This is a genomic window from Paraburkholderia sp. EB58, from assembly GCF_050436665.1.
Lineage (GTDB): Bacteria > Pseudomonadota > Gammaproteobacteria > Burkholderiales > Burkholderiaceae > Paraburkholderia.
The window spans coordinates 231,869-258,755 of record NZ_JBNDMQ010000009.1 but is presented as its reverse complement, the minus strand read 5'-3'; the positions used below and the strand labels follow the sequence as shown (position 1 = coordinate 258,755).

Sequence of the window (26,887 nt, the reverse complement as noted above, 5' to 3'; positions counted from 1 at the left end):
CGACTTACGGCGTTCACAATGCTGCTTGTATCAGCAAGCGTTATCCTGACTGCATGCGGCGGCGGATCGTCATCGAACCCGGCGGACGCTGTCGCGGACCGTCAACATCCTGGCCACGGGCAACAACCGACAGGTCCGTCATCCTCCGGTTCGTCGAGCGGTTCATCGTCGAGCGGTTCAGCGTCGAGCGGCTCGTCGCCCTCTACACCAACGACCTCTACCGTCCCGTTCTACGGTGTCAATGGGCACTACACGCAAGGGGGCATCTACTCGACGAACATCGCGCAACAGGTTGCCGACATGAAGGCAATGGGCGTCCAGTCGATCCGTCAGGACTGCTACAGCACCTCCGACACGGCGAAAATGGCCAGTCTGGTGAGCTCGTTCGCGCCGATCAAAATCCAGCCGATTTTCAACGTCTATCCGGCTGCAAATGCCACTGAGACCTCGGCGTACAACCAGTTTTACGCTTACGGCCAGACGGTGGCCGGACAGCTCGCCGGCAAGGTTGCCGTCATCGAGTTGATGAACGAACCGGAGAACCAGTTCTTCAACAGCCCACCGAGCGGCAATGGTCAGTCTGTCACCAACTGGTCGGCGTCCAATGCCCAGTGGCCCGCGTTCCGCGGCGCAGTGCGTGGTTTCTATGCAGGGTTCCGTTCTGTAGATACGACCAAGCAAACCCTCATCGCTAGCCCAAGTGTCGGTTGGCTGCACTACGGATTGCTCGAAGGCCTGTGGACAGGCGAAGCGCCGAATGGTTCGACTGGGAATGCTACGGCGACGTGGGATATCACGAACTATCACTGGTACTACGACATGGGCGACATCGAGAACGCAGGGGGCGTAAATACCCTTTCGGTCCTCCAGTCCACGTTCAAGCTTCCGATCCTGCTGAGCGAAGTCGGCGTGCAAACCAGTGTTTCGGGTTCGGTATACGACTCATACGTTTCCTCGGCCCTCGCCGAATTCGCTAGCAGCGCCAAGACCTACAACGTCGTCGGCATTGACTGGTACGAGCTTTACAACTTCGACAACAACGGTGGCTTCTACATGGGCCTGTATAACTCGCCTGGCGTAGTCAACGCCGGCCGCGAGGCTGCGATGGCTACCGCCATTGCATCGAATCCTTCGCCATGACAGCCCAGTTTCAGGGAATCATGAATCTTCCCTGATGGCACTGGCGTAGGAAATGCGGGTGCGAGATAGTAATGGCAGTCATAGCTATCTCGCATCTCGCGGCATGAACCGTTGCACGACGAAGCCCGTTTCGACGGGCTTTCGTCAGTGGTGCGCGGGGCATGTGCAACATGCGTGGCCTTCGTTTTGCGACTGGTCGTCCCCATTAAGCTGCATGCCGTCGCGAATGCCATGCACGACACGCATGCGTGTCTGGATTGCTACAGCAGCTCGTAGGTATTCACCAGGGCGAGACCGGTGCGTTCGTGCCGCACACTCTCCCGAGGACGCCTCGTCACAACGATGAAGGCTGTACCATGATCCAGAAATGGTCCCTCGGATTTGCGGAAGCCAAACCGCTCATAGAAGGCTCGCAAGCCAACGGGTGCTGTCACGCGAACGGCGCATGCCGGCCAGCGCTCAGCAATAGCCTGCAGAACACGTTCCATTAACATCTCTGCGGTGCCATCGCCGCGCCGCTCGGGGCTCGTCAGCACGCGGTCGATCAGTACCTCCGGATCTTCCGAGTCGCCCAATTGGATGCGCGCGTACGCCATGACCGGCATTGGTAGCGACATGTCCTCAACAGCGAAGACATGTAGCGCGGTTTCGTCATGACCGTCTGCGTCGAGATAGACACACGAGCGCTCGACCACAAACACCGCGCTCCGCGCACGCAGGATCAGATAAATTTCCCGAGCGCTCATTTGCTCGAATCCCAGCGCTTTCCAGTTCGTCACTTCGCCCCCTACGGTTTACATTTCGACTTCGATTTCTGTATACAGGGCAAGATTAAATGCTCAGGCATGCCGCTTCAGTTCGGCATCGCACCTAGTGCACCGCACAACACCCGGTTGGAAGTGACCCGACGCGAAGGCCTGGCGCGCCGTTCGTCCCAACGCCTTGACTACGTTCGCGTCTGCAACGCCCTGACGCTTTCCGAATCGCTTTCCGAATCGTCCTCCTGTTCGACCTTGGAAGTGGACGTCCCATGGTTCAAAAGATCGCTCAACAGCCAACGCTCTACATCGGTCATACAGACCTGCCGGGATTGACGCGCAAACAGCGCATGATCGAGCTTGGGCAAAATCGAGATGCGGATGGACGGATAACGGCGCAACGCTGAAAAATCCGCCCCGAACCGCGCTTTCGCCTCAGCGAGCCCGATATCAAACTCGCTATAAACCATTCGCACATGTGCGTGTTTCATGCGAAGCTCGCGCAACAGCATACGCAGCTCGCTGTCCGCAAAAGCCATGCCAGTCAATTGTTCAGCATACCGAATTGCGTTGAGCCAGGTATGACGAGCCAGCCGCCGAGAGAGCCTTTTGGCGATGTACAGAGGATAAGCTTGCCGGCGAAAAACCTTCAGCCACTTCTGGGCGCTGAGCAGCGAGCGTCGATATTCTTTCCAGAGTCCCAAATCCGGCGTTACATGTCCGTGGGATGTGGGATACACGATGAATCTGGGCAGATTGACAGCGTAAGCGCCAACGACCGCAGGATGACTCGCACTGATACGCAGTGAAACATAGGCCCCGCTGCATACGCCGAGCGCGGCGACACGTTGGTGCCCCTGCGATGCAAGCCAGTCAGCCCCTGCTTCCCCGTCGTTGCACGCCTGCTTCGAATACATCGTTTCCTCAGTGATAACATCGGCCGGCGTCATCGCATCGCCTAGCCCTCCCAGATCCATCCGCAGTGACGCGATGCCAAGCACCGCGAGTCTTCGTGCGAGCAGAACGGAGAAGCGTCCGTCGCCGATATGATGACCACCTCCCGTATTGAGGATCAACACCGCCGGTGCGCCTCGAAGCGGTTGGTCGGGATCGCAATAGACGCCGAAATACCGCTCAAACACAACCGCGCGCTCGGTAGCCTGCGAGCGAGGCAGATGCAATGTGACATCACGCCCCCGGCGCTTCATCGGATCGGAAAACTTGCCTGGCAAAGCGGCGCTGTCCTGGAGCCATTCCGCCACGCGAGCGAACGCATCTGTCGGAATGCAACTCATGTGCGGCTCATTCACAAAGCGATCGAATTCGTCGAACTGCCCCTTAATGACGGACACGCCGTGTGAAGCGTAGAGTTCCGCAAGCGCGCCTGAGCGGGTGCGATCGCTGGAATCGAGCAAAAGTACGCGTCGCGCGGGTGAAAGGTTGTCGCTCCGCAGATCAACAGCGTCCAACTGTGCGAGGTCGTCCCCATGCAGCCCAAAGCCGTACACTTCCAGACACGATTCGGTGTCGCTGACTGACTCCGAATGCATGCCCAACAGCGTGCCACACCATTTCCGCCGGCAGGCACGCAACTCTCGCAGGTAACTCCGACCGGTAATTACAGGCGCAAGCAACACAAGACCGTCAATATTGCCAATGCGCGCAGCAGCAAGCGCCGCAAGCGTGGCTCCAAGACGCAATCCGACTAGCGAAACCTGCTCGACCCCCGTGTATTCGCGCAGCCACTCAACGCCCGCAGCAATACTTCCGAGCCACGCATCGAATCTCTTCGGATCTTCCTCCAGACCCGCCGAATCGCCGGTGCCGGGATAATCAAAACGCAGTGTCGGCATTCCGGCAGCTGCGACGCTTTCCGCCAGCTTGCGCCAGCCGCGGTGCGTACAGTAGGCGTCGTATCCGAACGGATTGCATAGGACAACACCGTGGCGGCCCCGCGCCTCATGCAGCCATCCGAAACATTCGTTGAAAACAACCGGTTCCATAAAATCTCCCCTTCACTCTCAACGCGTTTCGCGGTTGACGCGGTGCGATATCGCCCTGCGAGATTCGCCCGCACCGCCCTTTTGTGAGGAAACACGGTTAGTGTCGACCTACTCTAACTAGCCCGGCAATGCCGCATCTGTGCGAACGCATACATAGTGCCTCCCGCAGTACTCTATTGGCGAGAAATACTTCATGCATGCATCGTCGTCCGAGGCTCCTGTCCACTCCGGATGGCCAGCATTGTCGGGAAAAAGAAAGACGAGCGACGAAGTGCATTTTTAAATGCTTCCCATGAAATTTCCCGTTGCACAGCGCGACCAGCATCTACGTGCGGACGACCTCCTTGAACGCATATCACTTCCGCGGCGTGAGTGTGCTACGTCACACAGAACAGACGCGTTTTATCGCGCAAGCTCATACGCGATGTCGTCGGTAAACCGAAGGGGGTGATTATGCAACTGAGATATCGAACGCAAAGTGTCTGATTTCCTGCGAGCCGCAAGTAATCATGCATTTACGCCATCGAGATTATTAAAGGAGCTGGAGATGAATGTAGTGACCGAGAGTGCGAATCTCGAGCCGACCGCGAACGTCATGGGCGTCGAGCACGCGAGCGCGAATGACTCCGCGAACGTCCAGACATTTTTAGAGCAGCTGTTTGAGCAGGGTTTGCTGATTCCGAGCGACGTCGACGGTTTATATGGACGCGGTGCGAAATTCGAACGGCTGGTGGATGCCATCAGCGATTTGATAGGTGCATGGGGCATCGAGCACGGTGCAGAAGTGATGCGCTTTCCGCCTGCGATGAGCCGCACGTTGCTTGAACAGAGCGGCTACCTGCAAAATTTCCCGCAGCTCGCGGGTACGGTCTTCAGCTTTTGCGGCGAAGACATCGACCACCGCCGTCTGCTCAAATGTCTCGACAATGGCACGGACTGGACGGAGGATCAGAAACCTACGCGGATCATGATGACGCCGGTTGCGTGCTATCCGGTTTACTCCGTGATGGCCAAGCGCGGAAAAGTACCGGAACGCGGGTACCTGATCGATATCCTCTCGTACGTGTTCCGACAGGAGCCATCAATCCAGCCCGAGCGGATGCAGCTCTTCAGACAGCGCGAGTTCGTGAGGATGGGTACCCCGGAGCAGGCTCAGGCATTTCGCGAAGAGTGGATCCTGCATGCGCGATGGATGTTCGAGGCGTTGCAGTTACCGATGACAATCGCACTCGCAAACGATCCGTTTTTCGGTCGAGGGGGAACCATCGCGGCCGACAGCCAGCGTGCGCTTCAATTGAAATTCGAGGCCCTGGTGTCCGTAATTAATCCCGATAGACCGACCGCGTGCGGCAGCTTCAACTATCACGTGGACAAGTTCGGCAAGATATGGACCATCCGAACAGAATCCGGTGACGTTGCCCATACGGCGTGCTGCGGGTTCGGACTCGAACGCATTGCTCTGTCGCTCTTCAAGCATCACGGATTCGACATCGATGCGTGGCCAACGGAAGTGCGTACGACGCTATGGCCATAAACGTTCTCCGATAACAACGAGCGGCCCATAATGAAACCGGTGCCAGCCCATCCAGATCATATGCGTGCAGGGTGAATCGCGTGAGTGATTCACCCGTGGGGCTCCCGCCCCTGTTCCTTTCACGTGACGCGTCTGTCCGGCTACCGTATACACTACCCCTTACCTTCCCTTGCGTGCGAAAGAGAACGGACAAGACGTCCCAGAATCCGATTCAATATCTGCAACTGCAGCCCTCTTTCTCGCCTGCATGGCGGCACAGGAGTATGCCAACCTCAACTAGCCGGCTTCTTCATAGTTAAGCACCAGAGGACCCTAAACCGTGAAATTCATCTTGCGCCGCATTCTGTCCGAATCCGCATGCCTCGATGTCCCGATTGATCAGTTGTCCGACAGCGACGATCTATACGCCGCCGGTCTACAGTCCCTCACGACTTTACGTCTGATGATCGCCATTGAAGACGAGTTTGGTATTCAAATTCCTGATCAAAAACTGACGCGACACCTCTTCTCCTCAATCGACTCGCTCGCTGAGGCGGTCGGTGAAGCGCTATAAAGGCCTGAGCCGTTCCTCCGTCGCTTGAACAGCGAGGTTCGACCACCAGGCCGGGCGTCTGACTTGTGGCAGAACTGAATCACTTCCGGCGGTCCGTCAAAGCGCGCATGACACTGTTCGCCCATGCTCCCGACCCTGTGTTGCAAGCGCGGCTCGCGCAACGAATCAATAAAGACAATAGATTGCGAGCTCAATTGAAACGCTTGCGCACCATGTCACCGGTATCAGGCATCGTGCAGATCTGAAACAAAAGCGCGAGTTCCCACGAATACACCTCGCTCATCAATCTGCATTGCCGCGCCAGGCCCCGTTATGCGCGCCCTGGCATACTCCTCGCTTATACCGAAGCAGCGCAAGCCGCCTCGTCGTACCGAACCCGACGCGCAGGTGACGCGCAGACAGGCACTCCCGCCGGTGACAATGCCGACATCAGTGCCCTGGAGCAGGCGCCCGGATCATAAAACGGACGTCGTAGTTTTAGATCGGAAAACTAAACATGTTCACAACACAGTCCGACCTACGGGGAAACGATCTTCTGGGCGCGCTTCCTGCACGGGAGTGGCAAAGGCTCGCGCCGCATCTGGAACTCGTTGGTCTGCGCGCCGACCAGTTGCTCTGTGACTCGGGTCAGCCCATACATCACGTCTACTTCCCCACCACTGCCATCGTCTCAGTGCTCTTGACGATGGAGGATGGAGGATCAGTCGAAGTAGCGGCGATCGGCTACGAAGGAATGACCGGAGTACCGATCGTCACGGGTGGGGAAACGATGCCCAACCGGGTACAGGTGCAGTCGCCCGGCTTCGCCTATCGGATCAGCGCCCAATGCCTCCGACAGCAGATTGCCCAGTCCAGCTTCCTCCGACAGCTGACGTTGCTGTATGCGCATGCACTGCTCACCCAGATAGCGCAGACGGCCGCCTGCAACCGCTACCATTCGTTACCGCGGCAGCTGTGCCGCTGGTTGCTGATCGAAATGGATCGGGTCGGGTCGGACGAACTCGTCGTCACGCAGCAGATGATCGCGGACATGCTGGGTGTGCGCCGCGAAGGCGTCACGGAGGCCGCCGGAAAATTGCATGACGAAGGTGTGATCCGCCATAGCCGTGGCCATATCAAGGTGCTCGACCGCAGAGGTCTGGAGTCGCGTGCATGTGAGTGCTATGGGGCCGTCAAGCGCGAGTTCGACCGCTTGCTGCCGAGCCTTCGACAGTCGCAGGCGGTGGAGAATTAATGAGAAGAGCTGCTTCGTTCGCACTGCGACGCACCGGCTACCGCTGCGTCACTCGTCCGGGACAGAAACCGGCATGATACGGGGTTTAGCCTCGGAAGGCGGTTTGATCGACCGATAAAAAGCCACCACGAATGCAAGCGTATTGCACGACTCCGTCAAAATCAGTGCAATGATAGTGCCTTCCGCTCCGAAGTGGGCTGTCAATGGCACCAGATACAAGATGTGAAGCAATGTGGAAGCAAGGTATATGTTTTTGATCGCCCGTGTTCGCCCTTGTACGAGCAGGCCCAGATCGCTGAATGCAAATCCGATCGCCGTGATAGGCAACAACACCGCAGCGAGCCTCAGCAGATAAATCGCGTCATGAAACTTCGTGCCGAGCCACACGTCAATTCCCCAGCCCGCCAACACCTGTATCGCAAGGCAGATCGCCAGAGCGATGCCAACCACCGCCAAGGTCGCCGTGCGCATCAGATGCCTGGCGGCTACCCGGTCCTTTACATACGCCTGGCTGATGCGCGGATAGAACGCCTGTCCCATCAATACGAACACAGCAGAGGCGGCCGTTCTGATTTTGTCGGCGATAGCAAATTGCGCCACGACGTTCGGCCCATGTATATGATTCAATACGACCGTGTTCAACGTTGAATAGCAGCCGAGGAGAGCCAGCGAAAGAAAAACCGGGAAACCATCTGTAAGTGTCCGCACAACCGCACTGAGCGGGACCGCGATCAGATGTACGAGCCTGTCGCGGTGAACAATCCAGCCCATGATGAGGGCAAGCGATATTTGACCGACGCTGATTCCGAGCGCTGCGAGCGCCGCATCGCCTTCTCCCCTGACGGTAATTACCACGAACGCTAAACTCACAAGCCGTGAGATGAGCACGGGCATAACCATCGATCGCATTCGCTCAAGTCCCTGAAACAGCCACACCGGTGTCATTGCGTTGCCCACCACCCCTATAAACGCAGCCGCCATGATCGTCCAGTTTTTCGCGAGTGCGGGTATCGATGTCACGATGATGACTGCCGTCACGAGCGAAATGAACACCAGCGCGAGGCGCGCACCTGTCGTGCTCGAATAGACTCCCCGAAGGGCCTGCGGGTCGTCGCGATGTATGGATATGAGGCGCGTCGCGGTAACGTTGTAGCCGTAGTCGCTCAGAAGAAGAAAATATTGCGTCACGGCCTGGCAAAATACCAGCACGCCAAACTCCGTGACGCCAAGCACGCGCGCCAGATACGGCAGGAACAATAAGGGAACGATGTAGCTCCCCCCCTGAATCAGCAGCAGATAGAAAAACGTCTTGTGGATTTTCGTCGTCATAGTGCTCTGCCCGCCAGCTCACGCCGACGCTTGATCGCGCGATCGTACGGCACCCGGACCCGCGTCGCATAACCGGGGCGCGGGTGCAAGTCACCATTGGATGTCTGTCTATTGCGGGCCATTGTGTCGGAATGTACTGCGTCGAACAGGCTAACGCGTACTTCTAAAATAGCGGATACCACACTCTCCGAAGTATAGAGAGTGCTTCCGTGGAGAAAAAGCGACGTGACGTGTGCCTGCTGACCGCGATGGGAGCGTCAAGGCAAGAGGCTGGGCAGTGGGTCTTTGGTCTGCCCGATCTCGAGTTCATACGCGCACGGCTCATCCTGTGATCAAATTCCCGAAGCGTCTGAAGGAGCAGCAAATGCTCGTGGCTGCATGCGCACAACCACGTTGTCGTTTGCGGATGAGAGTCCGCATACTCGCTCCACGAGTTCGAGGAACTCCCGCCTGAAACGCTCAGGTGAATATTGCAGGGCGTTCGCGCGGCAGACCTCAGGATCAAACGGCTCGCTTGCCTCAAAGCGGTGCACTGCGTCGACGATATCCGCTACAGTCTGCCGCTTAAAGAAGATTCCCGTCCGTTTCGCCGGATCCGGGGAGTCGATCACCGTCTCGAGAGCGCCGCCCTTGCCGAACGCGATAACGGGCGTTCCGCAGGCCTGTGCCTCAACCGGCGTAATTCCGAAGTCCTCTTCTGCGGCGAAGACGAGTGCTTTCGCTCTTTGCATATGGTCAGTCAGCACCTCAATTGGCTGATAGCCCAAAAGGGCGACGTTCGGCGTAAGCTTCGATTTCACCTTCGCGAAATCGGGGCCGTCGCCGATTACGACGAGCCTGCGGTCCGGCATCGAGGCGAACGCCTCGACGATCAAGGCCATCTTTTTATAGGGCACAAGGCGCGACGCTGCAAGGTAGAAATCGTCACGTTGTGTTCCTATCGTGAAGTGGGTCACGTCCACCGGCGGGAATACCACCTTTGAGGGATACCCATATACCTTCCGGATTCGACGCGCTATGTAAGCCGAATTGGCAACGAACAGGTCCACACCATTCGATGTGCGCTGATCCCACATACGTACGTAGTGCAGTAGCGCCCGCGCAGCCCAGCTCTTCGCGCCGGACTGCAGACCCGCTTCCTTCAGATACTGATGCTGCAGATCCCACGCGTAGCGAATCGGCGAGTGCAGATAGCTCACATGATACTGATCCGGACCCGTGATGACGCCCTTTGCCACCGCATGACTCGACGAGATCACAAGGTCATAGCCTGACAGGTCGAACTGTTCGACGGCAATAGGCATAAGCGGTAGATACGACCGATACGCGGTCTTCGCTCGCGGCATTCGCTGAATGAATGATGTCGTGGCATGCTTGCCCAGCAACGCTGGGCGATCCTCTTCCGGAAGAAAGTCAACGATACTGAACAGATCCGCCTCCGGCCATATCCGAAGGATCTGCGCAAGCACACGCTCTGCGCCTGCATAAGTGGTCAACCAGTCATGAACCACTGCTACGCGACCGAACCGTCCAACGGCGGCCGGACTGGTCACTGGAACGGATGTTATGCGCGTGCTAGCCATGGCGAAATCTCGTGGAGTAACGTGATGGCGCTGTTACGCCAGGATGAGCGGCCAGCCTGTTCAAGACCGAGCAGACACATGCGATTGCGAAGTTCGTCACTTCCCATGACCTCAGTGATGGTGGCGGCGAGTTCAGACGCGCTTTTCGGGGAGACATAGCGTGCTGCGTCCCCGCATGCCTCCCGGATCGACGGAAGGTTCGAGGCAATCACCGGGCAGCCCAGTGTCATAGCCTCGACAGGCGGCAGGCCGTACCCCTCGTAAAGCGACGGGCAAACGAAGCAAGCCGCTTGCCTGAACAGACTTTTCAGATCCGTATCCGAGACATACCCCAAATGCTTCACGCCGTTCGGCAACTTCAACCCAACCGTCTGAAAGACCGACATACTTCCGCCGACGATGACGAATTCGAAATCTGCGGATCCGATCAACTCGATCGCTTCCAGAAGAAGGGCAAAGTTCTTGTGTCGACTCGCGCTGCCCACCGCGAGTACGTACGGTTTGGCGCCGATTTGATGCCGGCGGTGGACATCGCTGATCAGTTCGTCCCGCAGCATGTGTTCGCCACTTTCCGGAATGACGCCGATCTTCGATGGAGGAATCCGGTACGCCTGTTCAATCTCCCGGCGCGAGAATTCCGACACTGTCAGCACCCGCCGCGCAACGCGCCCGATACACGGAGCCATGATCGAGTACCACGCCCTGAAGGCGCGTTTGTAGGCCTCTGGAACCCGGACTGGAGCCGCATCATGCAACACCGTCACCTGCTCGCGAACGAAGAGCGGACCCGTGTTGCAAAGGTTGAGCAGCAAGGTCCCACGCGCAGCAAATGGCAGCACGAACTGTTCCCACAACTGCCCTCCGCCCGGTAGACTCCGCACCGTTATGCGAGAGAAAGCGTCGCGTTCGAGTTTCACGCCCCCCGGCACGAGCAGCTCCACCTGCAAGCCCGCTGCGGCAGCGTCATCCGACTCGAGCAACTGATCGATACTGCGCACCAGTTCATAAGCGAAGCGATCCACGCCCGTGGGGCGGCGCGCCAGGAACCTGCCGTTAATTGAAATTCTCGAAGACTGCCGTTGCGTTAAGGCAATCTCCGCGGGCGCGGTCATTAAGTGTTTCATCGATTCCCCACCTGCAAAACGACTTTCGTTAAGAGAGGCTACGTTTCACGAGTTCCCAGACAGCTTTTAACTTTTCCGCGCGCCCCTCGCCGCCGGATTGACGATGTAACGCACTGCCAGGTCGCTTATCGAAGAAAGCGGAACGACGCAAAGCGCAGTCAGAAACCCAACGATCATTTTTTTAGAAGGACTCCAAAATGGATTGGCAAAAACAACGTGGAAATACCGCCCTGAATCGCGCGTGAACCACCCCCACCTGCGAGCAAAAGGCGCCCGATAGACAGAGTGCCCAAACCGCGCCTTTTCAAGCGCGAAATCGTTGCATCCCACAGGCAGTGCGATGCCAAGATTGGCTTGCACCAGTTCCCGAAGAATCGCCCAGCGCTCTTCTGTTTTCTCCACCGCCACGAGCGTGCTTTCCGAATTCCCGAAGCTCAGCTCAGCGTCGAGCTGATCACGCCCGCTGGCGACGATCGGCTCTTGTGAGTGAACCCGGTACGCACCGAGCGACTCTCCCAAGGCGATGATCTTTCCAGTCAACGCGACGCCGTAAATCGCATAAAAGTCTGCCCCGTGTCGATTGGTGCTACGTATCGGCACAGGGAAAATGCGGCGCAACGCTGAAACCCGGTAGGCGTTTCCCGAACCTGGCGGCGATGGATAGAGCCACCCGGCTCGTACCTGGGCCCCACAGTCACCCGCCACCACTGTCTGCGGTATGGATACGCCGGTTGGTACGCCATCTCCCGATACGACATCGAGTTTGAATTGCACCTTCACACACGATTCATTGCGAAATTCGGACATGACCTTATCCATTGCATCGGGGTACAGAAAATCGTCCGCATCGAGGAACATCACATAGGGACTATCGACCTGCTCGAGTGCAACGCCATACGCGCTTACCTGCCCTCCGTTCTGCTTCAGGATCGCCCCGATGCGGGCACCGTATGCCTGGATAATCTGTCGCGAATCATCAGTCGAGCCGTCGTCGACTACCAGCACCCGGCACGGCTGGAACCTCTGGGCCAATGCCGAGTCGATTGCGACGGACAAAAACCGTCCATGGTTGTAGTTACAGATCACCACCGTCATGGCAGACACGTTCATCTCCTGCTATCGCGCGCGAAGACAGTCAGATTTCGGATCTGTCCCATTTCGCGACTCGCATGCGCGCGCCGTCTTTCGGCCGTCCTTCGACCGCGCACTCGAAGCAATTCAGGAAAGCTCACGCGTGCGCGGAGGTCTGTCATGTCTGAGCCGTACCCTCACCCGTTCCCGGAGTCCAGGGCGCCGAGTAGTAGCCGGCATACGGATAGCCATATCTGCCTGGACCCGGCGTGAAGTCGTTGAGGACCACACCGCGAATCGGCACGTCGGCAAGCGCCATCCTGCGCGCGCTTTCGCGGATCTCCTGCATTGTCGACACCCCATGTCGTGCAACCAGGAACACCACATCCGCGACTTTCCCCAAAGCAATGGCATCTGCCACTAGCAACACAGGCGGTCCATCCATCACCACCATGTCGTAGCGTTCGCTCAGCGACTTGATCAGAAAATCGAACCCGGAGCGCAGGAATATCTCGCTGGGAATCGCCAACTGCGTGCCTGCAGTGAGCAGATCGACACCAGGCGTGACCTCACGGTGGATCACGTCCTCGACGCGGTGTGAGCCGAGGATCGCGTCCGCCAGACCAGGTCCGCGGGACACTCTGAAATGATTGTGCAGAACACCTTTACGCAGATCTGCGTCGATCAGCAAGATGCGCTTTTCGGACACTCTTGAAAGGATCGCCAGGTTCGCCGACAAGAACGACTTTCCTACGCCCGCAGTAGGTCCGGTAAGCAACACGACGCTGCCCGGCGCATCAGACAACGCGAATTGCAGCGTTGTCCTGAACGTACGTAGACTTTCGACCGATGCTTCGTTGCGCGGAGTCGATGGGGCGAGTACAAGCTGAGCCCCTTCCGATGTCTTGCGCAATTTCTCGAAGCTGAGCTGACTGCGCAGCACCGTCGCAAAGACCGGAAGCCCCGTATCCCACTCGATGTCCACCGGCTCCTCGACTCCGGCCATGAGCCGTCGCCGCAAGAATGCCAGCAGAATACCGATGAGCACGCCCGATATCCCCGCTCCCGCTATCACGAGACCACGCAGAGGCTTGATGGGATATTCCGCCGGCGCGGCCTGATCGAGAATCCGCACGTTAGGTACCCGCGCCGCCCGAACGAGCGTCAATTGCTGGCGTGCATTCAGCAGACTGGTGTAGAGGCCGGAGTCGACCTGTACATCGCGTTGCAGTTGAATGACGTTTTGCTCGATCAGCGGCAACTCACGCGTTCTTGCGGTAATCGCGGCGAGCGCACCTTGCGCTTCGGCAATTTCGCCATCCACCGCCTTGATCGCCGGATGCCCTTCGACAAATCGGGTCAACAGATCGTCACGCCTCTCCTTCAACTCCACAATCCTCGTTTGATCAGCGACAGTCTGCTGCAACAAGGTGGTGCCCTCTTCGGTCGTGTTGACCGCACCATGCTTGGCGCGAAACGCGTTATACCGGCTCTCGGCGTCCTCGAGCTGCGCCTTGCGCTGCGGAAGTTGCTCGTCGAGGAACTTGATCGACTTGTCGGCGGCCTCCGATTTCCGCTTCGCATTTTGCTCGACGTAGGCGGTGCCAATCTCGTTGAGGATGCGACTGACCAGCAATGGGTTCAGGCCGTCTAGCGTCGCCGCGATAACGCCTGAGTCCTTGCCCTGCTCGATGATGCTAACCAGTTTTTGCAGCGATTCGGTGGTCGCCACCTTGGGCCGGCGCGTCAGCGTAAAGCTGGCGCCAGGTTCCCCGACCGCACGCGCGACCATCAACTGCAGCGGCCCATCAGGCGTGTCGCTGCGCAGCAGCGTCCCCACCTTGCCCTCCAGCTCAACCGCCGCGGTGGTCGAAGAGCCGGAATGCTTCAGCGTATACGTACCGTCAGTGCCCAGCGTCAGCTGGAACTCCTTGTCTTCAAGTACACCCGGCACATCGAAAAGCGGAACATCGATGCGCTCGTTGCCGTACACGTACCCGCCGGGAAGCGGGCTCGACGGCGAAGTTGAATGGGCTCCCATAAACCAGCCAACGATGGGGATATAGCGCGGCGTCGCCTTGATATAGAGCTTGAGGTTTTCGACCGCGTTCGACATGACCATCCGCGAGCGCAACACCTCGATTTCAGTCGACGCACTCGCACTCGGAGGATTCCCCGCTGATGCAGCCGGTGTCTGAGGTGAGCCGATCGAATCCTTGAATGCATCCTGATTCGGCTCAACCTGTATCAGCAGCCCGGAGCGATAAACCGGCTGCGTGAAAGTCGCATACGCAATCCCAATCAGGAGAAAAAACGCCGTCGATCCGAGGATAATCCAACGTCCTCTATAAAGCGTACTAAGCAATTGCGACGGCTGCGCCACTTCCTGGGCTGCGGCAGCAGCGCGCGGCATTGCGAAGTGACCCATCGGACGAGGCTGGCCGAGCGGCTCGATAGCGCCTATCGATGCGGCGGGTATCTCGGCGGGCAAGTGTCTATCGTTCATATCAAGTCTTCCCTTTAACAGGCGGCCAGGCAAAGGTGAATCCGATCACGAGTGCCATTACGGTATGAAAGTTGAGAGCGCACCGGGCGGCCCGGTCGGCAGCAGCAAGCTGAAGACCCGGCTCCACCGAACGAGCGATGACGCGTCCACGAAAACTACGTCGTTGGGCTTTAACTCGAAGTTGTCCGCGAGCGCCATTGCGGCCGGCGTACTTGCATCGAGGTGATAGACAGTCGGCTTGGGCTGGCCTTTGCCGCGCACGACATAGACCTGCTTGGCGTCGCCGGAATTCTGATTGATGCCGCCGGCGTCGCCGAGCGCTTCGTTAAGCGTCAGCCTGCCGTTGTTGAGCGAGATCGTGGAGGCGTGGACGACTTCGCCGAGGACGAACACCTTGCTGTCAGACGCCGCAAAGACGCGAACCATATCGCCGTCGCGCAAAAGGATCTGCGACGGATTTATGCCCTTCGCAATCAGGTCTGGGATGTTGACCTTCACGGTCAGATCGCCACGTGTCACGCCGATCGTCGAACGGTCTGCGGTGGTCGTGAACCCCCCTGCACGGTTGATTGCTTCCGGCAAAGTCATAGGCGAGTCGTTGAGCATTTGCAGGCCCGGCGTGCGCACCTCTCCGTCGACGTACACCCGCTTGCTGCGATAAACCTGTATCCGCAACGTAACCTGAGGATCTCGCAAGTACTTCCCAAGCTTTGTCGCCAGCGCCTCGCGAGCTTCGGATTCCGTCAGTCCTTGTACCGGTAGCATTCCTACATATGCGAACTGGATCTTTCCGTTATTGTCGACGGTGTACCCAGAAGACACCGACCCGGCTCCGATCGCGTCGGCGCTATTCGCTCCTGCGACTGCGGGCATAGTCAGTTCGGGATGGTCCCAGACGACAATACTCAATACATCGCCTGGCCCGAGCACATAGGGGTGTGGTGTGCCAAACAGATTTTTGACCTCGGGCGAGATAGTCGTGGGAAGGGCAGCCTGCTGCTTCGCGACAAGATCATCGGTGATCTCCACCGTGTTGCCTGCCGGTACAGTCTGCGATCCGGAGGCATTGGCTCCGCCCCCTCCTGCAGTGGTCCGATCCGAGGCACCGGTATTGCCGGTACTGTCTCGAAAGCTCATCCCCGGGGCCATCGAGCAAGCGGCCAGCGAACATATCGCGAGGACGCTCACCACTTGCCGGACAGACACCAGGGCGGCGCCGGTGGATGACAATGAAGTACGCGGGCGATCAACGCTGCTCAGCCAGGTACGCAAACTCCTCCACATACTGGCGAGACCTGCTAGGTAATTTGACATTTACTGCCCCCCAATCTGCTTGATTTCGAGTCGTCCCTTCACTCGTTCGGCTTGCCTGCTGTCGGTCCTCGAACAGGCAACGTCCCACCAGCGACTCAAGCTCGATAACGAGCCGCCCACTCAGGGTCACGGAAATCGCATTGACGAAATCCGCAGTGACCTTTCGTGGATTGATTTGATACCGATTGAAATCACGCGTCTGTGTCCGAAGACACACTGCCCACCATCGGCAATCGGTGAGTTGTTTGTGAGGCAAGGGGCTCACACGCAGTGTGTGCGTTGCCGCACACAACGTCCGCTTAGTGCAGACGAATCGCTGCGCCTGTCAGTTGCAACGCTGAGGGGTGTTCCAACGCACATACGCCAGGCCGAAAGAGTCGAATCATTGGCTGCATCGCCCGAAGCATCTGGTGTGGGCGTACGCCTTTTGAACCACGGGAATCGCACCGCCCAACCTGGGTCCATCATGCCGCCCCGTTCCAGCCATACGATGAAGACATTTCACTCCATAGCCGACAAGTACTATTTCGTCTGGGCATTTGCCATGCCCGTCACCTCGTATTCGCTTTTTCCATCGATTCAGGGGACGACCGTCGGCTATATGATGTGTTTTCTCTCTTTGCCGGTCGTCCTGCTGTACGGCGGCACCGACCGCAGGCGATATATCAACTTCATGCTCGCCGCGCTTCTGATCTGGGTTTTCATGCTGTTCACCACCCAGCTCTCCGATGCGGCGACCTCATTCGAACCTGACCTGACGAAAGTAACGTTGGTCGACTACCTCGACGTGCGTACCTTTGTGATGCGCAGCAGCCTGTTCACACAATCTCTCTATCTGGCTGCCGTTGTTCTTTACGTCGGCTACGTCTATATCTTTTACAAGCCCACGTGGGACCGATGGCTGCTCGCCGCCGCAACGCTATTCGCGCTGTACGGTATATACGAGGTGGTCTACTTCCTTTTAACCGGACAGGCTGGTGACTTTGTCTCGAACCGGCGCTTCGGCCAAAACCTGGGCGCGGATATCTCTGACACATTCAGCGGCAGCGCCTTCCAGACGATCGATATCAAGGGCATCACGGTGCAGCGGCTCAAAAGTCTTACCGGAGAGCCGTCCATGTATGCGCTCTCGATGTTCCCGTTCTGGGTGTATTTCAACGCTCGGGCAAAGAGTCGGCTGCCGGTCTGGATCATTGGCGCGTCGCTCATCATGAGTACATCTTCAACCGCGCTCATCGGCTATCTGTGTTACCTCGCGATCCGCGTGCGCAAGCTGGGCTTTGATCCAATCAAGGCGACTATCACGGTGCTGGTGCTTTTGGTAATCGCATTCCTCGCGCGCGACTATATCGCCGACATGTATCGCTTCATGGTGTCCGACAAGGTCGATAGCAATTCGGCAATGGAGCGCTCAGACAACTTTACGGCGGCGATCAACATGTGGCTGGACGGAACCGTTCCCAACCAGTTGTTCGGCGTAGGGTTCGGCTATATTCGCTCTACCGATCTGTTCTCGACCCTGCTCGTGAACACGGGCGTGGTAGGCACGGCTTTCGTCGCATTCGTCGTACTGTATCCCGCGTTCAGACTGGACTGGGAGCCGCAAGGCATGGCTTTGCGCCAATGTTGCGTCGCGACTGGCGTCATGATGATGGTGTCGGTGCCGGAGTTCGCCTATCTGGCGCCCTGGACCTTCATCGCCATGGCGTACGCGCGGCTGTATCACCAGAATCTTGCGGCTCGGCTCGGCTCGGTGGCCAATTTGACGAGCGCTAACGTCCAGGCGGATTTGCGCAGATCGTCGGCGCGCTCTCGACGTTAGCGGTCGAGGCTACTTTGCGTTTCCACGTTGGCGCTGAACGAGCACATGTTACGAACGTACATGAGCAACCAGCGGGAAGCGGACGAGCGCTACGATGAGATGGAACGGATCATGGATCAAGCCGCCCAGGGCGGCTTGAATTTTATGGATTCCAACGATCTACAACGAAATCGCCTGGGCCGCTTAACCACTCCACGGATCCGGGTGTGCCCGGATGAACTCCCTGACCTGGTCATAACGCCCCTTGCGGGTTGTACCGTTATTAGTGATCACGCCGTAGTTGCCGTCCCCGCCGTTGTCCTGGTCGTCATATAGTTCGTAGAGCTCAACGCTCTGAATATCGTACTTTTGGGCGTTTTCCACGAAGCCACCCAGTGCATTCTTCCCCACCAGAAAGGTACCCGCGTCATCTTCGGTATTATCGGGCCGCACACCGAATTCAGTGATCCAGATCGGCTTGCCGTATGTGCTCTTCAGGTGTTGCAACACGTCGACTCCGAGGCAAACTCCACCTGGGGCCCTTACGCCGACACAGGTGATATCGCGCATGTCCGAATACCAATGCCACGCAGTGATATTCCACTGTGGAATGGGGTGACCACCGCTGCCGTCCGGCTGCGTGCCCGTGTGCAGCATGTCCGAGAACCCAAAGTGCAACCAGCTAAGGCCGCAAAGAATGATCTTCGCGGACGGATCGGCACTCCTGACGCCGTCGATCATCCCGCGGATCGCGCCCCGTGCCTTGACGAATCTGGCATTGTCGTAGTCCGACGGCTGGTCACCACTTCTGCTGTCCAGAATCGCGTCGTTGTCGTATTCGTTGCCGACCTCGTAATACTGCACAAGACCTTTCAGGGTCATTGCAGAATCATGGCCGAGCCGGTAGCCCTGCTGATAGGCTGCCGATTCGTCCGGGTTGCCCTGGGCATCCGGGGTCAGGACGACGAACACGCCAACGCACTGTGCCTTGGCGGCCTGCGCAAGGCGCGCAACCATTTGGGCTTCCCCCTCGTCCGAGACGTCTTGCCGATACAGTGCAATGCCCAAGTCACGCAGCTGAGACAATTGCACGGCGTAGCTGGTGTTTGTGTAGACACCCGGCAATCGGACATGCCCATTGATTCCGTAGAAAATCCCGGTCGTACCGGTGCCGCACGGAATTCGCGGCGCCGCGCCGGAGGGCTTATCGGCATGAGCTGAGACAGGGATTGTATGCATGCCCAGGTTCGATATCTGGGCCGTAGCGCTGGTCAACGCCTGAACCGACCTGTGGACTGGCGCGTCGTCACCAGCAAAGGTGAGTGCGCCAATGCTCGCCACGGCTACCGCCAGAAGCGCGATTACGAGAGATTTTTTCAAGTTGCCCCCAGCATGCGTCTGAATTACCGGTCGAAACCTGACGGAGCCGGACCCGTTTACGTGCCGCCTGCCACATTTCTGCCGCGCCACATTGAAAGCAGCCCGGCAATCCCCCTTCCGACCGGTCGCGCTCAGCCCGTCCTGGCGCCGCAAATTCCCGCCTACGGAAAAGCAGAACGAAGGTCGAGCAAGTGGATTTGATACCGGCTCTTCCGAAACGTCTGTGGCCGAGGACACAGATTCGCGACTGCATTTCACGATATTGTGCGAAAGCCCACTGAGTAAAACAGGCGCGGCCTGCTCAAATGGAGAAGACCGAACGAGCATGCACGGCCCGCTTCGCGTTTCCCTTGAGACAAAGGAGTGAAATGGCAAACCATGCTCTGGTGGATCTACCGCTCGCCCGCGAGCCTGCAGAATTTGCCCACGAAGTGGTGACCGTACGGTCGGTCAGCGAGTTCAGGGCATTGCGCCAGATGTGGCTCGCGCTCACCCGGGATGCGGAAGATGCCTCGCTGTGTGATTCATATGAATACTGCGAACTGGCTGCATCCATCGCCATGCAGCAAGGTGCGGCGATCAACGTCGTCCTTGTCCGCTCAGGCACCCGCCTCGATGCACTGTGGCCGTTTGCGATCAAGCGTCGCGGACTGCTGCGTGTCGCCGGGGGGCTGACAAGCGGCACAAGAGAAGAGTAACACACGGCGCTTCTTGCCGTGCGGCGTCAGATCGCACGAAAAGCTCTGGCAGTCGTCGCGCAACGCCTCGATCGCCGCAAACTTGAACACATCAGCAACGCGCCCGATCTCGTAACGCGAATCCTGCTTCGAGAGCCCGGATTCGAGCGAGATCAGATCCGAAGCCGCCTCGGCACGCTCGCGCAGCAAGCCGGCCGCGCGTTCGAGAATCTGCGAGCGCTCGTAGCGCGTGAGTTTCGCCTGGTAAGCTCCGGCGTACTCGAACGCGGCGCGCACATCATCGATGCTTGCCAACGGTACCGTGCCGACGCGCAATCCGGTATACGGATCGAACACGTCGAGCGTGCGTTCGCGCGACGCCCGCTCGCCCTTCAGGCGCAGGGCTTCGGCGCGAAACGCCGGGTGGTCCGTCAGCACGGCATTCATGATGCCGCCACGTGGTTCAAGGCAAGATCGAACACGTCGAAATTGCGCAAGCGCTTGCCTTCGACCAGGCCATCAAGATGCCGATTGAAGATCAACGGCACCACCTGCTCGGAGATGCCGCCATGCGAACGCAGCGGCACCGTCAGTCCCGAGAGATCATGTTCTTCGCGCCGCGTGCCGAGCACCACGTCGCGCGTGCTGACCACCACAATGTCTCCGACGCGGTCATTCGGCAGTTCGAAGCGTTCGCACGCTGCGCGGTTGTCCAGTACGACTTCGACACCCTCAAGACCGCGAATCCTTTCGATCACCTGCCCCACATTCACATCATGCGGCAGATAGACCGTGGCAAACGAGCCGAGCGCGCCGTGATGGACCACATACGGATCCGTGATGGGCAGGATCACGCGAGCCTTGCGCGCGCCGAGCCACTCATCCATCACGTCCTGCAGATAGATCACGTTCGGCTCGCCGGTCAGCGGATCGTGCTTCGCATTCATGCCATGATCGGCGGTCAGGCCGATCACCCAGCCGAGTTCGTCGAGCTGCGCGAGATAGCCGTCCATCATCGCGTAGAAGTCGTTCGCGCCCTGCGTGCCCGGCGCCCACTTGTGCTGGATATAGTCCGTGGTGGACAGGTACATCAGATCGAGCTTGCGCGTTTGCGCGAGGCGCACGCCGGCTGCAAAAACGAACTCGGACAACCCCGCGCTATACACATCCGGCACCGGCAAGCCAACCAGATCGAGCACGTCCGCGACGCCGTTTTCTTCCAGCGTCACCGTGTCCGCCTTCTCCGCCGAGAAACAGATGCCCTTCAATTGCCAGCCGAGCAAACGGCGCAGCTTGTCTTTCGCCGTTACCACGGCGACCGCCGCACCTTGCTCGGCAGCGGCTGCCAGCAGCGTTCCCGCGCGCAGGTAGGCGGGATCGTTCATCATGACTTCCGCGCCCTCGCCGCCCTTGGCTTGCGGATCCCAGAAGTAGTTGCCGCAAATGCCATGCACCGAAGGCGGCACGCCGCACACGATCGAAAGGTTGTTCGGGTTGGTGAATGAGGGAATCACGCAATCGCCTTTGAGCGCCGTGCCCTCTGTCAGCATCTTGCCGATGAACGGGGCAACGCCCGCCGCGATCGCCGCTTCAAGATAGTCGTACTCACAACCGTCGACGCAGACAACGACCGTGGGCTTCGGCGACAGCCGGTAACTCCGGCCATTCACTTCAACGCTATGCTCGTTCTGCTCGGACTGGATAGACATCGTTCTCTTCCCTGCGCGTCGGTTACGCGCGTTCTTCGTCGATCGGGGCTGACAACGGCGACATGCTCCGCTGTCCAGCCGGTTCAAGCGGGTCGGCCGCTTGATAAGCCTCGCGCGCCCGCTGCAAGCCGCCGTTCACGTGCGCATGCATCAGCGCGGCGGCATGGTCCGCATCGCGCGACGCGAGCGCCGTCAGGATGGCGCGGTGCTCGGCTAGCGAGCGCTCCATCGCGTCGGCGTGTACGACCAGCGCCGCGCGCCGGAACAGACTCAACTCGCCCACGAGACGCCGGTACGTCTCATACAGCTTGCCGTTGCCCGCCGCCGCCACGATGCCGTCGTGGAATGCCACATTGGCGCGCGCGTAGGCGTCATGGTCATGCGTGTCGAGCGCGCGGCGCATCGCGTCGAGCTGCTTGCGCAGACCCGCCAGTTGCGCTGCGTCGATGCTCGACGCCAGCATCCGGCACGCCGCCTCTTCCAGCACGGCCCGCACGGCGTAAATCTCGTTAGCCTCCGCGAGCGATACGACCCGCACAAACACACCGCGGTTCTTTTCGGTCCTCACGAGGCCTGCCTGTTCGAGCGCGCGGAACGCTTCGCGCACCGGCCCGCGCGACACCTGCAGACGCGCGGCCCAGTCCGCCTCATTGAGCTTGGCGCCCGGAACCAATGCGCCCTCAATGATGTTTCGCTCAATCTCGTCACGAACCAGCGCCGTGAGTGAATGCCGGCGTACGACGTCAATCGGATCGGCTGAGGCTGTTTCCATATTTTCGGTCATTTCGACATTTTTTGCCACATCTACGTGTGTTGAATTCCAACTTGGCACTCAACACCGGAAGTCAGGGCAATGCGCCGGTCAGTCGACCCGGCGACGCGGAACCCGTGCGGCGATCAGAAGCAGCGCAGCGAGTGAGACAAGCAGCAGGATCAGCGAGAGAGCGGAGGCCGGCAGGTAGTAGCCGCGCTCCACCTGGCCGACCACGACGATCGGCACCGTCGCGAATCCTGGCGGATAGACGGTGAGCGTCGCGCCCAGTTCGCCGAGCGAGAGCGCAAAGCCGAGCGCAAGACTCGCGCGGATGGCCGGCACCAGTTGCGGCAGAACGACACGGCGCAGCACCATCGCAGGCGGCGCGCCGAGGCTCGCGGCAGCCTCGCGCAGGATCGTCAGTTCCGGGCGCAACGCTGCGGCCGCGCAGCGGTAGCAAAACGGGAGCACCAGCGCAAGCTGCACGAACACGACAATCGCCGCCGAGCTCGATAGATCGAGCGGACGCTTGTGGTACGCAATCAGCACGGCCAGCCCAAGCACGACACTCGGCACGCCATTGGGCATCATCGCGATCGTGTCGACGAACGCGCCCAGCCCGCGACGGTCGCGCCCTTCGAGCGCCAGCGCCAGCCAAAGCCCGACGATGGTGCCGAGCACTGCCACTCCGAAGCCGATCTCGAGGCTCGTGCTGAGCGCATCGAAATCGCTTGAACCGAGCCGCTCGAACCAGCGCATGCTGACACCGTCGGGCAAGATCGTGCCCGACCAATGGGAGGCCACGCTTGACAGCGCCACCACCACCACAGGCAAGACGAACAGCCAGAAGCACAGCAATGCGGCGAACGCCATGAACACGCCACCCGCGAGGCGCGTGAGGAAACTGCGCTGCACCGGACGCGCACGCTTGTGCATGACCGGCAATACAGTGGGATCCAGTTCGACGGCCATTACCGTGCTCCTCTAACCTTGCGTCGGTTGACCTGGCGGTACAACGCATACAGCGACAAAGACATCATCAGCATCACGACCGCACCGGCGGCCGCGGTCGGCAAATCCAGATCGACGGTCGCGGAGCTGTAGATCGCCACCGGCAGCGTAATCAGATGCGCACTGCCGAGCACCAGCAAAATGCCGAACTCGTTCAAGGTCAGCAGGAAGCAAAGGATCGTGCCGGCCGCGATGCCTGGCCACGCCAGTGGCAGGATCACCTTGAACGCCACCATCAAGCCGTTCGCGCCGAGACTGCGGGCGGCTTCGATCAGCCGCATGTCGAGCGTCGCGAACGAAGCGAGCGTCGGACGGACGACGAACGGCGCGTAGAACACCACTTCAGCGAGAATCACCCCGCCCGCGCCGAACAGGAAGTCGAGTGGCGGCGTCTGCAGGTGGAACAGGCGCTGCAGTCCGATACTGACCGAACCTTGCGAGCCGTACAGAAAGATCAGCGTGAAGGCCACGAGAAACGACGGAAACGCGACGAACAATTCAAGAAAACGCGTCACGAGCCGCGCGCCGGGAAACGGCTTGAAAAACAGCAGCGAGGCGAGCGCCACGCCGAGCAGTGACGCGAGACCTGCGCTCGCAAACAGGATCCACAGCGTGGTGCCGACCACGCCGCGCGTTTCGGGATTGCCGAAGAACGCGCCGTAGGCTTGAAAACCGAATCCCCCATGCGGGCCGGTCAAGCTCAGCAACACAAGGCGCACCAGTGGATAGATCACCAGCGGTCCGAGCACCATCACGGCGAGGAAAAGCAAATGCCATTGCGCCGCGCGTTCGCGGCGGCGCACAGCGGCCGCATGCGAAGCGAAGGTGGCGGCGCGCTGCGCGTCGCCGAGCGCGTCGGGGCTATCAGGGGTTGATAAGGACGACATCGTCTGCCTCATAGCGCAAGGAGATACGCGCGCCCTTCTCGGGCGACATGCCGTGGCCGCGCTGCATCGTGACGAGCACGGGCTCGTTGGGCATCGCATCGAGGACGACCGATACCGACAGCACCGCGCCATACCATTCGACCGACGTAATCACGCCATGCAAGTGCCCTTCGCCGAGCGGGACGATCCGCAGCGCCTCGGGACGCAGACACGCGACGCGACCACGTTCGTTATAGCGCGAATCGCCCATCGAAAACGCGACCTGCGGCGGCAGCAGATTGGCCGCGCCGAGATAACGCGCGACGAAGCCGTCGTTCGGCTGGTCGTATAGTTGCTGCGGCGTACCGAGTTGCGCTATACGCCCCTCGCGCATCAGCAACGTGCGGTCGGACAGGACCAGCGCGTCGTCCTGATCGTGCGTCACGCAGACGATCGTCAGATTCGGCAGGCGCTCATGCAACGCCTTCAGTTCGGAGCGCACCGACGCGCGCAGATTGGCGTCGAGTGCAGAAAGAGGTTCGTCGAGCAGTAGCACATCCGGCTCGATCACAAGCGCACGCGCGAGCGCCACGCGCTGCTGCATGCCACCCGACAATTGCGCGGGCATGACATGACCAGCGTCACCCAGTTGCACCAGCTTAAGGACCTCCGCCACGCGGCGGGCGATCTCTTTGGACGACTCGCGGCGCGCGCGCAAACCGAACGCCACATTCTCGAACACCGAGAGATGCGGAAACAGCGCATAGCTCTGAAACAGCAGACCCAGATTGCGCTTGTGCGGCGGCACGTGCGTGAGGTCGTGACCGGCCACCGTTAAGGTGCCGGCCAGTCCGTCCGCTTCGATGAATCCGGCGATAAAACGCAACAAGGTCGTCTTGCCGCAACCGCTGCGTCCGAGCACCGTCAACAATTCGCCGCGCTCGATGTTCAACGACAGGTCGTCGAGCACCGTGCGCGTACCGAAGCGCACAGTCAGATGCTCGATCTGCACGCCGCCCGGCGTGCCCGGCTGCGCCGCAGCGAGCGCCTCCGGTGAGGCGCCGAGCGCGCCAGGGGCAAGAGTTGCGGTATTCACCGGATTCATCCTCCAACTAAGGTATTGCGGGTAAAAGCCTCGCCCGGACGGCCAGCGAGTCAGCTCTGCATCGAGCCAACCCACCGGCAGCGGCGCGGCGAGGCGTGCTGCGAGACTTACTGCGCCGGCTTGACGACTTCCACCTGCTTGCCGGAATTGCCGATCACGTCGTTCTTCCAGCGTGCAGCCCAGTCAGCTTTCTTCGCCATGACCTGGTTCCAGTCCACCGGAATCAGCTTCACGCCGGCAATCGCCTGCTTCACCGCTTCGCCGTTCTTGCCGGCGAGCGGCACGTCGGTGCGGCCCGGGATACCGAAGATGTCCGGCACCTTGGCTTGCACTTCTTTCGACATCAGGTAGTCGATCAGCTTCTTGCCTTCAGCCTGGTTCGGGCCGCCCTTGATCAGACCGATCGCGTACGGCAACTGGAACGTCGTCGGCTTGCCGCCCGGCGCTGCGGCCAGGAAAATCGGCTTGAGCGACAGGCCGCCATTGGCTGCGTCGTCCAGATCCATCTGCAGGTCGCCGTTGGCGACCGAGATTTCGTTGCGCGAAAGCAGCACGTCGAGGTAGCCCGTGCCCTTGGTGTGGAACTTGGCGCTCTGTTCCAGCTTCTTCAGATAGTCGAACGCCTTGTCTTCACCCATCAGCGAGGTCGTGAGGATGATCACAGCCATGCCGTCGCCGGCGGTTGCCGGGTTCGAGTACGCGACCTTGCCGGTGTAATCCGGTTGCAGCAGGTCAGCGAACGTCTTCGGCTGGGTCTTTACGACGTCCGGGTTGATCGCGAACGAGAAGTAGTTGTTCACGAAGGTCGCCCACGTACCGTTGGAGGCCTTGGCGATGGTCGGCACATTCTTGTAGTTGGCGCTCTGATAGGCCTGCAGCAGGCCGGCCTGATCTGCCTGCTGGATGAACGGCGGCAGCGTAACGATCACGTCGGCCTTCGGAGCGTCCTTTTCGATGGTCGCGCGGTTCACCACTTCACCACTACCGCCGATTACAAGGTTGACCTTGACGCCTTCCTGCTTTTCAAAGCCCGGCAGCACGTCTTTGTAGAGGTTCTCGAGGCCGTCGGCCGAGTACAGCACCACCGCGTCGGCGGCCTGTGCGGGCAGCGCCGCGCCACCGAATGCAGCAGCCACCACGAGTGCCGGCAAGGTTTTGCGGACAATGCTGGCAGTCGCGCGAAGGTGATTCGTCTTTTTCATGTCGTTCTCTCCGAAAGGCAAAAACCAGACGGTCGGGGAAACCCGATACCTGTTTTGATTTGACGGCGGTAGCGCCGCGCCGATTTACGTTTGCCCACAGCAGATTGCCAGGTTCGTGCGATTGCAGATTGCTGACAACCTTGCTGCTTCCTCTCCAGCCAGACTTACAGCAAACCTACCACTTCGGCGCTGCCTGCCTTGCCTGAACGGGCACGGCAAGGATTGCAGATTTC

General features: G+C 59.5%; 19 protein-coding genes and 2 pseudogenes. 5 read left to right on the top strand and 16 right to left on the bottom strand.

Annotated features, from left to right (window positions below; all coding sequences use genetic code 11):
* The first annotated feature begins 18 nt into the window (after positions 1–18).
* Positions 19–1,140 (top strand): hypothetical protein, encoded by a 1,122-nt coding sequence (locus tag P3T40_RS16025; protein WP_429268684.1) that lies wholly within the window; start codon positions 19–21, stop codon positions 1,138–1,140.
* Between the two features lie 260 nt (positions 1,141–1,400).
* Here the strand turns inward: P3T40_RS16025 and P3T40_RS16020 are convergent, their stop codons facing one another.
* Both P3T40_RS16020 and P3T40_RS16015 read right to left on the bottom strand, forming a co-directional pair.
* Positions 1,401–1,886 (bottom strand): GNAT family N-acetyltransferase, encoded by a 486-nt coding sequence (locus tag P3T40_RS16020; RefSeq protein WP_429268683.1) that lies wholly within the window; start codon positions 1,884–1,886, stop codon positions 1,401–1,403.
* A 200-nt stretch (positions 1,887–2,086) separates the two neighbouring features.
* Complete coding sequence (locus P3T40_RS16015; protein ID WP_429268682.1) at positions 2,087–3,901, bottom strand: alpha/beta fold hydrolase; 1,815 nt, start codon at positions 3,899–3,901, stop codon at positions 2,087–2,089.
* A gap of 595 nt (positions 3,902–4,496) precedes the next feature.
* On the opposite strand from P3T40_RS16015, the gene P3T40_RS16010 reads away from it, so the two are divergent.
* The 3 genes from P3T40_RS16010 to P3T40_RS16000 all read left to right on the top strand — a co-directional run bounded on the left by P3T40_RS16010 (position 4,497) and on the right by P3T40_RS16000 (position 7,222).
* Positions 4,497–5,435: an amino acid--[acyl-carrier-protein] ligase gene (locus tag P3T40_RS16010; RefSeq protein WP_429268736.1), complete on the top strand. Its 939-nt coding sequence runs from the start codon at positions 4,497–4,499 to the stop codon at positions 5,433–5,435.
* Between the two features lie 319 nt (positions 5,436–5,754).
* Entirely contained in the window at positions 5,755–5,988 is a 234-nt protein-coding gene (locus tag P3T40_RS16005) for an acyl carrier protein (protein ID WP_429268681.1), read from the top strand.
* Positions 5,989–6,484: 496 nt separating this feature from the next.
* Complete coding sequence (locus P3T40_RS16000) at positions 6,485–7,222, top strand: Crp/Fnr family transcriptional regulator (RefSeq protein WP_429268680.1); 738 nt, start codon at positions 6,485–6,487, stop codon at positions 7,220–7,222.
* Positions 7,223–7,270: 48 nt separating this feature from the next.
* Here P3T40_RS16000 and P3T40_RS15995 read toward each other — a convergent pair whose 3' ends face one another.
* The 6 genes and pseudogenes from P3T40_RS15995 to P3T40_RS15970 form a co-directional block, all read right to left on the bottom strand.
* Positions 7,271–8,551 (bottom strand): flippase, encoded by a 1,281-nt coding sequence (locus P3T40_RS15995; protein WP_429268679.1) that lies wholly within the window; start codon positions 8,549–8,551, stop codon positions 7,271–7,273.
* Between the two features lie 335 nt (positions 8,552–8,886).
* Positions 8,887–10,134: pseudogene (locus tag P3T40_RS15990) on the bottom strand (glycosyltransferase family 4 protein); the annotation flags it as partial.
* Complete coding sequence (locus P3T40_RS15985) at positions 10,116–11,258, bottom strand: glycosyltransferase family 4 protein (protein WP_429268678.1); 1,143 nt, start codon at positions 11,256–11,258, stop codon at positions 10,116–10,118. The pseudogene P3T40_RS15990 and the gene P3T40_RS15985, both read right to left, overlap by 19 nt.
* Positions 11,259–11,324: 66 nt before the next feature.
* Entirely contained in the window at positions 11,325–12,362 is a 1,038-nt protein-coding gene (locus P3T40_RS15980; protein ID WP_429268677.1) for a glycosyltransferase family 2 protein, read from the bottom strand.
* Positions 12,363–12,507: 145 nt separating this feature from the next.
* Positions 12,508–14,835 (bottom strand): GNVR domain-containing protein, encoded by a 2,328-nt coding sequence (locus tag P3T40_RS15975; protein ID WP_429268676.1) that lies wholly within the window; start codon positions 14,833–14,835, stop codon positions 12,508–12,510.
* Between the two features lie 57 nt (positions 14,836–14,892).
* Positions 14,893–16,119: a polysaccharide biosynthesis/export family protein gene (locus tag P3T40_RS15970; RefSeq protein ID WP_429268735.1), complete on the bottom strand. Its 1,227-nt coding sequence runs from the start codon at positions 16,117–16,119 to the stop codon at positions 14,893–14,895.
* Positions 16,120–16,639: 520 nt separating this feature from the next.
* On the opposite strand from P3T40_RS15970, the gene P3T40_RS15965 reads away from it, so the two are divergent.
* On the top strand, positions 16,640–17,971 hold the full coding sequence (locus P3T40_RS15965; RefSeq protein WP_429268675.1) for a hypothetical protein: 1,332 nt from the start codon (positions 16,640–16,642) through the stop codon (positions 17,969–17,971).
* A 183-nt stretch (positions 17,972–18,154) separates the two neighbouring features.
* On the opposite strand, the gene P3T40_RS15960 is transcribed toward P3T40_RS15965, so the two are convergent.
* The 8 genes and pseudogenes from P3T40_RS15960 to phnS form a co-directional block, all read right to left on the bottom strand.
* The gene (locus P3T40_RS15960; protein WP_429268674.1) at positions 18,155–19,291 is read right to left on the bottom strand and encodes a glycosyl hydrolase; all 1,137 of its coding nucleotides are present in this window, start codon (positions 19,289–19,291) and stop codon (positions 18,155–18,157) included.
* 737 nt (positions 19,292–20,028) lie between these two features.
* A pseudogene (locus P3T40_RS15955) lies at positions 20,029–20,454 on the bottom strand (aldehyde dehydrogenase family protein); the annotation flags it as partial.
* Complete coding sequence (gene phnA / locus P3T40_RS15950; protein ID WP_429268673.1) at positions 20,451–21,716, bottom strand: phosphonoacetate hydrolase; 1,266 nt, start codon at positions 21,714–21,716, stop codon at positions 20,451–20,453. The gene phnA and the pseudogene P3T40_RS15955, both read right to left, overlap by 4 nt.
* A 22-nt stretch (positions 21,717–21,738) precedes the next feature.
* Positions 21,739–22,500 carry a phosphonate utilization associated transcriptional regulator gene (locus P3T40_RS15945; protein ID WP_429268672.1) on the bottom strand — a complete coding sequence of 254 codons (762 nt, stop codon included), beginning with the start codon at positions 22,498–22,500 and terminating at the stop codon, positions 21,739–21,741.
* Positions 22,501–22,578: 78 nt separating this feature from the next.
* Entirely contained in the window at positions 22,579–23,442 is an 864-nt protein-coding gene (phnV, locus tag P3T40_RS15940; protein WP_429268671.1) for a 2-aminoethylphosphonate ABC transport system, membrane component PhnV, read from the bottom strand.
* Positions 23,442–24,368, bottom strand: coding sequence for a 2-aminoethylphosphonate ABC transporter permease subunit (locus tag P3T40_RS15935; protein ID WP_429268670.1), 927 nt, complete (start codon positions 24,366–24,368; stop codon positions 23,442–23,444). The genes phnV and P3T40_RS15935 overlap by 1 nt, the downstream gene beginning before the upstream one ends.
* On the bottom strand, positions 24,346–25,443 hold the full coding sequence (gene phnT, locus P3T40_RS15930; protein WP_429268669.1) for a 2-aminoethylphosphonate ABC transport system ATP-binding subunit PhnT: 1,098 nt from the start codon (positions 25,441–25,443) through the stop codon (positions 24,346–24,348). Before phnT ends, P3T40_RS15935 begins: the two co-directional genes overlap by 23 nt.
* A 116-nt stretch (positions 25,444–25,559) precedes the next feature.
* Positions 25,560–26,654, bottom strand: coding sequence for a 2-aminoethylphosphonate ABC transporter substrate-binding protein (gene phnS / locus P3T40_RS15925; RefSeq protein ID WP_429268668.1), 1,095 nt, complete (start codon positions 26,652–26,654; stop codon positions 25,560–25,562).
* Between the last annotated feature and the right edge of the window lie 233 nt (positions 26,655–26,887).